A 12,444-nucleotide genomic window follows, 5' to 3' on the forward strand; every position below is an offset into this window, starting at 1 on the left:
GGGTGAGTCCGTTCACGGTGTTCACCGTCCTGTCCGGGGGTCGAGTGCTGTGGCGAGGAGATCGACGAGCATCGTCACGGCGAGGGTGAACAGCACGAGGACCATCACGATGGTCTGCACCGTGGTGAGGTCGCGGGTGCTCACGGCGTCGAGAAGCATCGATCCGAGGCCGGGGATGACGAAGACCTGCTCGATGACGACCGCGCCGATCACCAGCGTCGCCAACTGCACACCGGTGACGGTGATCACGGGTAGCGCGGCGTTGCGCAGGCCGTGGCGTGTGAGTGCCTGCCAGGGGGACAGCCCCTTGGCGCGGGCGGTGCGGATGAAGTCCTCGGAGAGGATCTCCAGCACGGCGGAGCGGACGTAGCGCGTCATGATCGCGCCCTGCACTGCGGCGAGCGCGCACACCGGCATCACCAGCCGCTGCAGGAACAACCCGACGCCCTGGTTGGGGGGCACCCAGCCGTTGGCGGGCGCCCAGCCGAGGCGCACGGCGAACACGCTGACGAGGAGGATCGCCGCGAGGAAGCTGGGGACGGCGATTCCGACCTGGCTGACGGCGGTGATGGCGATGCCGTCGGCGTGCCGGTGGCGCAGCGCGGCCCAGGTGCCGAGCGGAATCGCGACGGCGAGGGCGAGCAGCATCGCTGTCCCCACGAGGATGAGGCTGACCTGCAGGCGGTCGATCACCAGAGGGGAGATGTCCTGCCCGCTGGTCAGGGACAGCCCGAAGTCACCCCGGAGCAGGCCACCGATCCAGGAGAGATATTGACTGATCAACGGCTGATCCAGGCCGAGGGCAGCCTGTTTCGCCGCGATGAGTTCCGGGGTCGCGCTCACCCCGAGGGCGACGGCCGCTGGATCGCCGGGGACGACCCGCATGAGCGTGAACACGGCGACGGAGGCGATGAAGATCGCTGCCAGGTAGCGCAGGACATGCCTGCCGAGGGTGATGAGCATCAGTCCCGCTCCTCTTCCACACTGATCGTCGCGAGTTCCAGTGCATCGTCGACCGCGTCGGCGTTGACGCCGGTTACCCCGGGCGCGGTGATGACGATGTTCGGATAGTTGAACAGAGTGTCGGCCGCAGCCTCCTCCATGATGGTGTCCACCGCCGCGCGCATCCCCTCGATGTACTCCTCGGGGGTCCCGGCGTCGGCCTGCGCGATGTTCTCGCGGACCTCCGGCGAATCGAAGCCGAGATAGTACTCGGGGGCACCGAACAGGGCCGGAATGTCGCGGGCCTCGATGTGCAGGATGATCGACATGTCGTAGTCGTGCTGCTTGAACACCTTCTGCAGCCAGACGGCCGGGAACTCGGTGGACTCGATCCGGGCGTCGAGCCCCACGTCGCGCAACTGGGAGACGATGATCTCCGACACGGCGTTGGCGTAGGGGCGCGACGGCACCGAGATCACGACCCGGTTGTTCGTCCCGTCGATCCCGGCCTCCGCGAGCAGTTGCCGAGCCTTGTCGGGATCGTAGGGGTAGCGCTCGGATTTCCGGTACCAGGGGTCGGTCGGTGGGACCGGGGTCCCGCCGGTGTCGGTGCCGAACCCGTCCCACGCGGTGTCGATCACGGCCTGCCGGTCGATGGCGTACATGACGGCGCGACGGACCCGGACATCATTGAAGGGGGCCCGTCGATTGTTCATCGACAGCAGCACCTCACCGTTGGTGGTGCCCACCTCGACGGTGTACCCGCCGTGAGCGGTGATCGTGTCCAGCAGTTCGGGGGACTGCATGGAATAGACGGCGTCGACATCACCCGAGCGGAGCGCATTCGTTGCACCTACGGCGTCCGCGAAGTAGCGGATCGCTGCGGCGGCGTTCTTCGGTGGCTCACCCCAGTAGTCATCGCGGGCGGCGAAGGAGATGGACTGGCCGAGCGCGAAGTCGGTGACGGTGTACGGGCCCGTGCCGATGGGATCGGTCGCCAGGGCATCGACACCATCGGGAGTCATCATCGCCCCGACGAAGGTACCCATGGCGAACAACCACTGATTCGATGGCGCGGTCAGCGTCACCTCAAGGGTGTGCATGTCGACGACGCGGGTGTCCGTCACGGGGGACATGAGTTTCTTCAAGCCATTGGTCCAGGCGTCGGAGAGCACCCTGTCGATGGAGAACTTCGCCGTCTCCGCGGTGAACGGGGACCCGTTGGCGAACGTCACGCCCTCGCGCAGGTGGAACGTGTAGACGGTGCGGTCATCGGACACATCCCACCCGGTGGCGAGCCACGGGATGATGTGGCCGTCATCGTCGATACGCACCAGCGTCTCGTAGACGTTCGACATCATCGCCTGCGGAATCGCCGCACCACCGGTGGTGGTGAAGTCGAGCGTCGCCGGTGTCCCGGAGACCGCGACGACCACGGCACCACTGTCCGCGATCGCAGTGGTCTGTGTTGCCGTCGAACCGGCGGAACACCCCGCGAGCGCGAGCGTCGTCCCGGCTGCCACCAGGGTCGTCGCCGCCCCGTGACGAATCCGATCATTGAGGTGGGTCACATCCATGACGAACAGGGTAGCGCCTCCGCTCCGGGCAACCGATACCGCCCCTGTTGCAGGACAGGTATGTATCTCGGGGTGCCGGTGCAACAATGGGCAGGTGACTGACGTGGCCGCTGGATTCAGCATGGTGTTCGGCGTCATCGCCGTCGGCGCGCTCGTCGGCAGACTCCGGGTTCTGGGGGAGAACGCCCCGCAAGTACTCAACCGCTTTGTCTTCTTCGTCGCGCTGCCGGCCCTCGTCTTCGGGCGGGTGGCGGTGGCGGACTGGTCGACGATCATCGCCGCGCCCTTGGCTGTGATCGTCACCTCGGGTCTCTTCGTCGGAGGTGGTGTCGCTCTGATCGGCAGGCTCATCCCCGGTGGCGCGGGTCCTGGAGCGATCATCACCGGACTCGCTGGTTCCTACTGCAACGCCGCAAACCTGGGACTGCCCCTTGCGGTACACATCCTCGGTGACGCGACCTCCGTCGTGCCGCTGCTGCTCTTCCAGATAGGTTTCTACGGTCCCCTCGCCCTGACGTTACTCGAAGCCTCCGTTGGCGGTCGCGCACTGTCGCCGCTCGTGCTCGCCAAGGCGGCGTTCGCGAATCCGATCGTCATCGCCGCCGTCGCCGGAGGTGGCTGGAATCTCACCGGATGGACGATCCCCGGGCCCGCTGCTGCGGCGGTGACGACACTCGCTGCTGCGGCGGTTCCCGTGGCGCTCATCGCGTTCGGCATGTCGCTTGCAGCGACGCGGATTCTCGATTCTGATGAGGTACCGCGCAAAGTGCTCGCGGTTGCGGTGGTGGGCAAGAATATTCTGCACCCCATCGTCGCCGGTGTACTCGCGGTCGTTTTTGGGTTGGAGGGGCATGCGTTGCTGACGGTCATTGTCCTGGCTGCACTGCCCACTGCACAGAATGTGTTCGTGTACGCCGACAGGTACGGCGTCACCACGGCTCTCGCGCGTGACGCAGCCGTTCTCTCCACCCTGTTCTCCATTCCGGTGATGGTGTTCGTCTCCGTGTTCTTCGGCTAGTGGTCACATCTCTTTCGAGCAGGGAAAAGGGGCCTGGAAAAACGCTTTATGCTGTGGTGAAATCTGTTAGCCGCGTCTGGGGGTGTCTGCCGTACCGATTCGGTACATGGTGTTTGGTGTTTCTAATCTGGATCGCGTTCCCTGACAGCCACCCCATGAAGGCGTGATCCATGAAGTCGCCCGGACATTCCGGCCCAGAACCGACCACCCCACCTGAAAATGCCCCGAAGGACGACATACGGCGTAGCGGCCTCCTCGGAAGCCTCAGCACCGATCCGTTCATCTTCCTCATCTCCGGGGGCATCATCGTCGCATTCGTCGCGGCCGCCGTCATCTTCGGGGAACGCGCCCGCGTCACCCTTGAAGGCGTGGCGACGTGGCTCCTGACGGATCTCGGCTGGCTCTACATCGGTGGCGTATCCATCTGTGTGGTGTTCCTGCTCGGTGTGTTCGTCTCCCATTTCGGTCGGATGCGCCTCGGCGATGACGACGACGAACCCGAACACTCCCTGCCGGCCTGGTTCGCGATGCTCTTCGCCGGCGGCATCGGCGCTGTCCTCATGTTCTGGGGTGTCGCTGAGCCGCTGCACCACATGACCAATCCACCGATGGCTGACGTCGAACCCGGTTCCCAGGCGGCGGCTATCGAAGCGATGGCGTTCACCTTCTACCACTTCGGTGCACACATGTGGGTCATCATGGCTCTCCCCGGTCTGGCGCTCGGATACTTCATCTACAAGAGAAAACTGCCTCCGCGCCTGAGTTCCGTCTTCGCGCCCGTCCTCGGTGCCCGGATCTACTCGTGGCCCGGAAAGCTCATCGATGTTCTGGCGATCGTCGGCACCGTCTTCGGTATCGCCGTATCCGTCGGCCTGGGTACCCTGCAGATCAACGCGGGGATGAACATGCTCTGGGACGTCCCGGTCATCGGACCCGTTGAACTGGGGATCATCGTGTTCATCACCGTTGTTGCCTCCATCTCGGTGGCCAGTGGCCTGGAGCGGGGCATCAAGGTGCTGTCCAACGTGAACATCGCCATGGCAGTGCTCCTGATGGTGTTCGTCCTGATCACCGGGCCCACGCTCACGCTGCTCCGCTCCACGGTTCAGAGTTTCGGCATCTACGTTGACCGCGCTCCCAGCCTGATGTTCTACACGGACGCCTTCGCCAACAACCCCGGCTGGCAGGGCTCCTGGACGGTGTTCTACTGGGCGTGGACAATCTGCTGGTCCCCGTTCGTCGGCATGTTCGTCGCCCGTATTTCCAGGGGGCGCACGGTCCGCGAGTTCATCGCCGGGGTTATCTGTCTACCGGCGATCTTCTCCGTCATCTGGTTCGCCGTCTTCGGCCGTGCCGGTTTCGAGATCGAGGCACTTGATCCCGGTGCACTCGTCAAGCCGGTGGTCGAAGACGGCAACACGGCTGCCGCACTGTTCACCTTCCTCGACTATTACCCGGCGACCGGCGTCGTCAGCATCTTCGCACTGGCGATCGTCGTGATCTTCTTCATCACCTCGATTGATTCGTCCGCGATGGTCACCGACATGTTCGCGACCGGTGAAGAAGACTCCTCTCCCGTCTACTACCGAATCATGTGGGCCTGCAGCATCGGTTCGGTTGCCGGTTCACTTCTTCTCATGAGCCCCGACACCGGAATCGAGACCCTGCAGCAGGTCGTCATTATCGTTGCGCTCCCGTTCTTCATCATGCAGTTCGTGATGATGTACTCCCTGCTGAAGGGAATGATCGATGACGCCGCCGCGAAACCTAAAATGCTCACCCGGCAATGGGAACAGACGGATTCTCCGGAGAAGCTCGCTGAGCAGGAGAATCGTCCCGCACCCGGATATGACGCGGACGGCAACCCACTGCCTCCGCTGGTCTACGGATATGACGGGGACGGCAGTATCGTCATCTCCGGAAACGTCGTCGTCGACGGGGAACTCGACGTCACAGGCGGGAATAATTCTGCGGAATCCTCCACTCCGGGCCGACGCTGACTCGGAGTGCTGAAACATCCACTTCTCGGGAAGCGGATCCGGACGTTTCTCACTGTGTCTCTGGTGGGGTGGTGCGTGCCCAGTCCCCGATCACAGGCGGGACCGTCAATGGCGCAGGGCCAAGAATTTTCTCCAGATTCCCCGACCGCTCCACCTGAGACAACACCGCGGACGGTTTCCTCCGATCCCGGCCACCACCAGCACCCGCACCAGCCATCGGCACGCCACCGGCAACACCACCACGTCCCACACCAGCAGACTGTGCACCCCCTGCAGTCTGGCCCTGTCCGCCTGAAATCGTCCCCGTGGATTGACCACCCAACCCACCAGGCACCCCAGAACGAGGCGACACACCGCCAGCGACCCCGGCACCGCCTCGGGAGGAACCACCGCCAACACCTGTGCCGTACCCACCGACCGGACCGCTCACCGATCGAACTGCACCACCAGTCCCGACACCAGCACCCTGAGCGTTGACAACACCAGCACCAGTACCGGTATGGCCTGGCGATAAAACGGTCCCACCACCTGTACCCGCGCCCGTGCTCACACCTGTACCGGTACCGGTGCCACTGTGAGCAGCAGACACCACCGGAGACAACCCACCACCGGAACCGCCAGCAGGGGCCGCCATAGAACCAGCCCTCACCGGTGGGGTCCCTCCCTGCCCGGACGCAGAGGTTCCAACCTCGCTGGGGTGTAACACACAGGCACCACTGGTCTGGGCAGAGTCAATCTGTCCTGCTGTCCCACCACCAGCACCGGCGACGGCACCACCGGTGATCGATGGCGCCGCATCCGGTATCCCGATTGGGCGGCTACCAGTGCCGGTATTCCCGGAGTGGCCGACGGCGGCTGGTTCCACATCAAGTGACTGATCGGTGGAACCGCACTCGACACGACGGAAGGCAACCTACCTCCGAGAAACGACGAGACCCATACCTTTTCGGCGACGGCACGCTCGGCAGGTTCTTCGATCAGTGCTATCTCCGCCTGCGCGAGGGCGATTTCTGCTTGAGCCCAGGAATTGATCGGGTTGAGACCGGCAATACTGTTCCCCATGATCCGGGCATTACCGGAAAACACCCGAGCACTGTCTGCGACGGTGGTGATGGTGTGTGCAGCCTGCTCGAATGACTCCCCCTCGGTGAGATCACGGATTTGTGCGGCAATCGCATCAAGCTCATCGGCTATCTCCCCGGTGTGGGTGGCTATCTGATTCCAGGTATCAGTCGCCCGGTCTGCTGCCGCGGTGTTGGTTGTGGAAAACGCGGCGGCCAAGCCAGCAAGTGTTCCCCCGCCGCCGATGGCAGGAATATTGAAGGTGAAAGGTCGGTAGTCTGCCGCGGGCCGATCAGGAAAGGGCAGGTCTGCTGGTGCGAGGTCTGGCCCCGGTGCGCCGGTGACCAGTTGGATATGGGTGACTCCGTCGATGGTCTCCATTGCCCGTGCCGTTGAATGCAATGCTTCGGCCAACCATTGGGCCTGCTCACGGAAGACAGCGAGTACATCATCGGCTGAACCGGTCGCTCCGGCAAAAATCTGTGCATGCTGCCGCCCGAGATCACCCAACCCAGGGGCCGAGGAATATGCGCTGATACGTGGCCCGAAAACAATATGATGTCTAGTGTATTGAATTTTCTTTTGCTGTTCTTGAAGTGATCTAATGATATTTTTCACTTGCGTGATATCGAAATGAAGTAGCATTATATGTCCCCATTCTCTTCTTTTATCTATCGCTGTTTGAGCCAAGAAAATCCGTCAGTGGCCTCATATGTTTTATCAAAATATTTCAACGCTAGGGTGCAGGATTCTTTCCAGGTCCACGTTGTTGGCCCGGCGACCATTATTCCTAGTCTTCCCCGGTGGGTATGTGCCCCTATGTAGCAGCTACTCTTATCTTCGGGAGAAAAAGTGTAGAAATAGGCATTGGGTACTTGTGATTCTGCTGCATCTCTAATGAATAGCCCTTCCTCTTTGATATATTTTTTGTTGACATTGTCACTGTAAAAACCCTGGATGGTCACTTCTTCATTTTCCGATATTGAATCTACATCGCAGCTTATTCCTTTTCCCAATAATTCATCATTTAAGCCATATGTTTGTCTTTCGTAGTTACTTTTGAATCCGATGTCGTTGAGGGTCTGTTTGGACAATTCCCTGCAGGGGTCTGGGAGGTTACGTCCTGCTTCCCAGGGGTCGAAGATAATGGGGCTGCCATCTGCGTTGGCGGTCGCGGATGACATATCTGCTGGTTCTCTGTCATCGGCCGGGGGCTGGTTTGTTGTTGAGATTGCCGGTTCGTCTTCCGTGATTGCCGGTGTGTTGGGGTGTGTTTGGCAGGCGCTCAAGACCATGGCTGCGATTGTGCTGCATAGCGTGAGGGTGGTGATGATTGTGGTTCTGGTCAATGGGTTCTAGCTTTCTCTGATGGAGGTGGTGTGTCGGGGTGGGTTGGTGGTGTTCATCAGCATCAGACTGCCTGTGTGGTGGAAAGGTTCCATTGCGTGGCTGATTGGTCGGGTGCGGGGGTGGTTTGTGGATGAAATACCAGTACATCGCTACCCCTTGGGGTTGTTAGGGGATCGTGGCGCGAGCCGCGCCATGGGGCTCTCCGAAAATTTCCCGAACGGTGTCCGGGAATGGGGGGATTCCTCGCGGTTTTCCGGTTACCCACATGTTTGTTGATCGAATAATTTCAGCACGGGACGGAATCTTCCTTGTTCTTCACCTGAGTGCAGCTATCGGGTTCAGATTGCGGTGGCCGGTATGGGTGCTGATCCGGTTCAAACTCGGGGGAGAGGGCTGATGGGGCAGGTGATGCCGATTTTCCACTCAGGGCGATATCATTTTCGGCTCAGTCTTTCTCGACATTGTTCGTATCGGGGAATCTTGGTGGCGTTGTGTTGAGTGCTGGGGCGTGATGTATGCCCGTTTTCCTTTTGGAGCCGGTCTAGCCTCGTCCATGGTGGTGTGCGGTCGTGTATGAATCCGGTCTCGTTCGACGCTTGTGCGGATAGGTCTGGGCTGGTGACGGCGTTTCTGATGGGTTGGTGTGATTGCTCAGGGAACAGGTGGTTGTGCACTGGGTGGTGCTGGTGTGGCGAGGTACCGGTTATTGCGGAGGAAGACACGTGGTGCCGATCTCTGCTTTTCCGGAGATGCGGGGAGAAGGCTCCTTTAGACAGATGGAGGCCCGGCACATCAATGTGCCGGGCCTCCATCTGTCGGGAAACGACTGGATTTGTGTGGGCGTGATCCGTGTGGTGGATCAGTGCTGGTTGGGTTTCAGTTGTTTGTCGGTTGAGTCTCGTAGTTCCTCGGCATGTTGTTCTGCGAGTTCCTTCGCTTCGTCGAGTGCCTCCAAGCGTGCGGCTGTTTCGGTGCGTTCGCGTTCGATGACGTTGATTCGGTGGGAGATCACGTCGAGGGCATGGTTGGCGTCTGGGGCATTCACCGCGGCGATGTCGTCCGGATGGTGGGTGATCACGGCTTCTTCGAGTGCTTCGGAATCCCGGTGCCCGCTTCGTAGTTCAGCTTCGAGTTGGTGTTCGCCGCCGACGGGTACGGCACGGGTGGGGCGGAGAATGAGATCGGCTGTGTAGCCCGCGATGATTGCGATGAGGGTGGGCACGACCCACCCGAGTTTCTGCCCGTGCATGGGTGCCCAGTCGATCAGTGGATCGACAACGGTGGTGGCCCAGCCTATGGAGGACACCGTCATCAGTGCGGCCCAGAAAACAGCGACTGCCAGGGAGAAGAGGAATGTGTAGTGGAGTTTCCGGCGGAAGACAGGTTCGATGAGGGTAAGGGAAACGAGGGTGATCGCGGCGGGGTAGAGGAATCCGATGATTGGTGCGGCGATAGCGAGAACGGTCTCGAGACCGAGGGTGGACACGGCGAGAGAGATCACCGCGAAGAGGATCGCCCATGCCCGGTATGAGATGCCGGGCATGATCCGGTGGAAGAACTCACTGGTTGCGCCGATGAGACCTGCTGCGGTGGAGAGGCAGGCGAGGAACACGATGAGTCCGAAGACGACCATTCCGGCGAACCCCATCGTTGATTGCGCGGCGTGGGAGAGCAGCGTTGCTCCGTCTTCGTAGTTCAGTGCGTCAGGAATGCGTCGTCCGACTATGCCGAGGCCGATATAGATGACACCGAGAAGTGCCCCGGCACTGATCGCGGCTGTTCCGACGCTGCGGACGAGTTTTGGACCGCTGGGTACACCCTTGTATCGGAGTGATGAGATGACCATGATGCCGAAGGCGAGTGCAGCGAGGGAATCCATCGTCAGATAACCCTCGATGAGGCCTGCTGACAGTGGGTGTCCTGCGTACTTCTCGATAGCGGGGGTGGGGGAACTGCGCAGCGTGAGGACGGATAAGGTCACGAGGGCAATGAGCAAAATGAGCAGCATGGGGGTGAGATATTTGCCGAGTTTGTCGACGAGCCCCGATGGGTCGAATGCGAGTGCCAGGGAGATTGCGAAGAATACTGCGGAGAAGGCTGCTGCTGCTGCGGTGGAGTCGAAACCTGTCAGGGGTGTCACTGCTGTGGAGAAACTCACGACCGCTGTGCGGGGCAGTGCGTAGAATGCCCCGATAGCGAGATAGACCAGAACGGGGAATAGTAGGCCGAACATGCGGCCACCCCGCTGTGCGAGGTCGTAGATGTCATCGCCGGTGATGGCGACGGCGATGACGCTGAGAACCGGAAGAAGGACCCCGGCCGCGAGGAAACCTGCGATGGCGAAAGGGAACCCCTGTCCCGATTCCGCGCCCAGCATCGGCGGGAAAATGAGGTTACCGGCCCCGAAGAACATCGAGAACAACATCAGGGATGCTACTGCGATGGCGCTCGTGGTGCTTGTCGGACGGGTTGTTATTGATGTGCCCATGGTTACCTTTCACACAGATGCGCCCGGCTTCGGGTCGCAGGATGCACGGAGACAGGGTTCCGCTCGGAAACGAACACAGTGATTCGGGTGGTTCTCACGCAAGAACACTACTGTCTGACGCGCTCCGGTTCGTAGCCGATGCGCAGTTCAGCCTCGGTGCAGTGGTGAAGATCACGCCTGATCAATGGCCTGTGTAATGCGGTAAACAGCTTCAGTCAGTGTCTCCCGCGAGCAGGCGAAGTTCAGTCGTGCATGTCCGGCTCCACCCGGGCCGAAGTCCGTTCCCTCATTGAGGGCCACTCGTGCGTGTGTGAGTAACCATGCCGCTGGATGCTCAGGAATTACGGTGTCTCGGAAGTCCAGCCACATCAGGTATGTGGCATCCGGCACAGTTGTCCTGATTCCGGGTACCCGCGCCGGGAGTTCCGCCACCAGCCAGTCCCTGTTTGATCTCAGGTACGTGAGCTGCTCGTCGAGGAAGGATTGCCGCGCACGGTAGCAGGCTTCACCGGCGATGAGACCGAGGGTTGAGTACCCACCGCGGAGCAGAGGATTCAACTTTCGCCATGCCCTGATGTCATCCGGGTTGGTGAAGATCATTTGCGCGCATTTCAGCCCCGCGACGTTCCAGGCCTTTGACGCGGCAGTCACCGTGACACACACTCGGGCTGCGGTGGTGCCGACCATTGCGGCCATCGTGTGGGATCCGTCGTAGACGAGGTGCGAGTGGATCTCATCGACGAGAATCCGACCGTTGTATCGGGCGGCGATCTCCGCGAGGGCCCGAAGAAATTCCGCGTCAAACGTGTAGCCGAGTGGGTTGTTCGGGCTGCAAAGCAGGAGTGAACCGGCACCACTGCGGAAAGCGTGTTCGATTTCCCCGGGATCGAGACCGCCTTCTGCACCGACGAACACGACGTCGCGTTCCGTGACCTTGGGCAGGTCCAGGAAGGGGGGATAGCATGGAACCGGGATGATCACCGGTGATCCGGGTCGGGTCAAATGGTTGATCGCAAGCTCCAGTCCACGGAGGACATCGGGTACCGCGAAGATTCCCTCTGGGTCGAGTGTCACTCCGTACCGGGACAGGTAGAACGAGACCAGCGCAGAACGCAGAGCGGAGGGCTCCGGAGGATACCCGAATGCTTCGTGACGTACGGCGTCGGCAAGCGCCTGCTTAACCTCGGGACACGTTCCGAAATCCGATTCCGCGACCCACAGCGGCAGGACATCATCCGGGTAGCGCGTCCACTTCTGGGTGTCACGTCCGCGGAGCTGATCCAGGGGAGGGAAATACATGTACCCGAATCTAGTCCCCGAATCTGCCGAGGGGTCGGAGAAACCGGTGTAGCTGACGAATACTAGACTGAGGTAGCCCGTCACTGCCGGGATATACCCGGTGGTACGTCCAGCAGAGACCTCCCCGTGGAAGGTGTGGTGCAAGAATGAGAACCAGGAACCGGTACGCTGCCCGAATCACAGCGGCAACCGTCGCCGTCGCGGCCCTCGCCGCCTGCTCCGGTGAAGACACACCCGCACCGGAGATGGAGGAAGCAGCCCCCACCACGGCCATCGCCGAGGAGACAACCCCGTTCACCCCGCGGAAGGTTGATCCGGTTCTGGTCGATCAGAACCTCTCCGAACCGGCCCATGACCCCGGGTTGAACGTCGACTGGCAACTGATGTCGATGAACTACGGAAACTATGGGGGAGTGGTTATCCACGTTCTTGTGACCAACCGCAACGATGTAGCACTTCCGGCTGATGCTTTCAGTTCCCCGAAGTTGTCCATCTCCGACTACGCGGGCAACCTCACTCCGGTCCAACAGATGACGGAGGAGCAGTACCCGGGGCTTGTTTCCGAACTTGACCTGCCGCTCGGTCCAGGGGCATCGACCAATCTGGCTTACGCCTTCCAGACTTCCTACGGGACGTTGTACAACGCTGAGTTCCGTATCGGCAACGTGATCTTCAAGGGGTCTCTGCCCCGCAACTGAGTTCCCCGGC

9 protein-coding genes are annotated in these 12,444 nt (G+C 61.2%); 3 read left to right on the top strand and 6 right to left on the bottom strand.

What is annotated here, in order from left to right:
- Positions 1–21: 21 nt before the first annotated feature.
- Positions 22–966, bottom strand: coding sequence for an ABC transporter permease (locus QWU43_RS01070; RefSeq protein WP_370917191.1), 945 nt, complete (start codon positions 964–966; stop codon positions 22–24).
- Positions 963–2,519 (bottom strand): ABC transporter substrate-binding protein, encoded by a 1,557-nt coding sequence (locus QWU43_RS01075; RefSeq protein ID WP_370916939.1) that lies wholly within the window; start codon positions 2,517–2,519, stop codon positions 963–965. The genes QWU43_RS01070 and QWU43_RS01075 overlap by 4 nt, the downstream gene beginning before the upstream one ends.
- Positions 2,520–2,613: 94 nt before the next feature.
- Here QWU43_RS01075 and QWU43_RS01080 point away from each other — a divergent pair, with 94 nt between their 5' ends.
- Entirely contained in the window at positions 2,614–3,537 is a 924-nt protein-coding gene (locus tag QWU43_RS01080; RefSeq protein ID WP_370916940.1) for an AEC family transporter, read from the top strand.
- Positions 3,538–3,707: 170 nt separating this feature from the next.
- Complete coding sequence (locus QWU43_RS01085; RefSeq protein WP_370916941.1) at positions 3,708–5,537, top strand: BCCT family transporter; 1,830 nt, start codon at positions 3,708–3,710, stop codon at positions 5,535–5,537.
- Positions 5,538–6,182: 645 nt separating this feature from the next.
- Here QWU43_RS01085 and QWU43_RS01090 read toward each other — a convergent pair.
- From QWU43_RS01090 to QWU43_RS01105, 4 genes are all read right to left on the bottom strand, one after another.
- The gene (locus QWU43_RS01090) at positions 6,183–7,109 is read right to left on the bottom strand and encodes a hypothetical protein (protein ID WP_370916942.1); all 927 of its coding nucleotides are present in this window, start codon (positions 7,107–7,109) and stop codon (positions 6,183–6,185) included.
- A 161-nt stretch (positions 7,110–7,270) separates the two neighbouring features.
- Positions 7,271–7,894 (bottom strand): hypothetical protein, encoded by a 624-nt coding sequence (locus QWU43_RS01095; RefSeq protein WP_370916943.1) that lies wholly within the window; start codon positions 7,892–7,894, stop codon positions 7,271–7,273.
- A gap of 914 nt (positions 7,895–8,808) precedes the next feature.
- On the bottom strand, positions 8,809–10,437 hold the full coding sequence (gene brnQ, locus QWU43_RS01100; RefSeq protein ID WP_370916944.1) for a branched-chain amino acid transport system II carrier protein: 1,629 nt from the start codon (positions 10,435–10,437) through the stop codon (positions 8,809–8,811).
- Between the two features lie 171 nt (positions 10,438–10,608).
- Positions 10,609–11,736 (bottom strand): MalY/PatB family protein, encoded by a 1,128-nt coding sequence (locus tag QWU43_RS01105; RefSeq protein WP_370916945.1) that lies wholly within the window; start codon positions 11,734–11,736, stop codon positions 10,609–10,611.
- Positions 11,737–11,882: 146 nt separating this feature from the next.
- On the opposite strand from QWU43_RS01105, the gene QWU43_RS01110 reads away from it, so the two are divergent.
- Positions 11,883–12,434: a hypothetical protein gene (locus QWU43_RS01110; protein WP_370916946.1), complete on the top strand. Its 552-nt coding sequence runs from the start codon at positions 11,883–11,885 to the stop codon at positions 12,432–12,434.
- The last annotated feature ends 10 nt before the right edge of the window (positions 12,435–12,444 follow it).

It is taken from the genome of Corynebacterium sp. CCM 9204, assembly GCF_041357695.1.
Taxonomy (GTDB): Bacteria; Actinomycetota; Actinomycetes; order Mycobacteriales; family Mycobacteriaceae; genus Corynebacterium.

Excerpts from the sequence above, each read along its gene's own strand:
- QWU43_RS01075 (WP_370916939.1), bottom strand. The coding sequence starts at position 2,519 with ATGGATGTGACCCACCTCAATGATCGGATTCGTCACGGGGCGGCGACG.
- QWU43_RS01085 (WP_370916941.1), top strand. The coding sequence starts at position 3,708 with ATGAAGTCGCCCGGACATTCCGGCCCAGAACCGACCACCCCACCTGAA.
- QWU43_RS01095 (WP_370916943.1), bottom strand. The coding sequence starts at position 7,894 with ATGGTCTTGAGCGCCTGCCAAACACACCCCAACACACCGGCAATCACG.
- brnQ (WP_370916944.1), bottom strand. The coding sequence starts at position 10,437 with ATGGGCACATCAATAACAACCCGTCCGACAAGCACCACGAGCGCCATC.
- QWU43_RS01105 (WP_370916945.1), bottom strand. The coding sequence starts at position 11,736 with ATGTATTTCCCTCCCCTGGATCAGCTCCGCGGACGTGACACCCAGAAG.
- QWU43_RS01110 (WP_370916946.1), top strand. The coding sequence starts at position 11,883 with ATGAGAACCAGGAACCGGTACGCTGCCCGAATCACAGCGGCAACCGTC.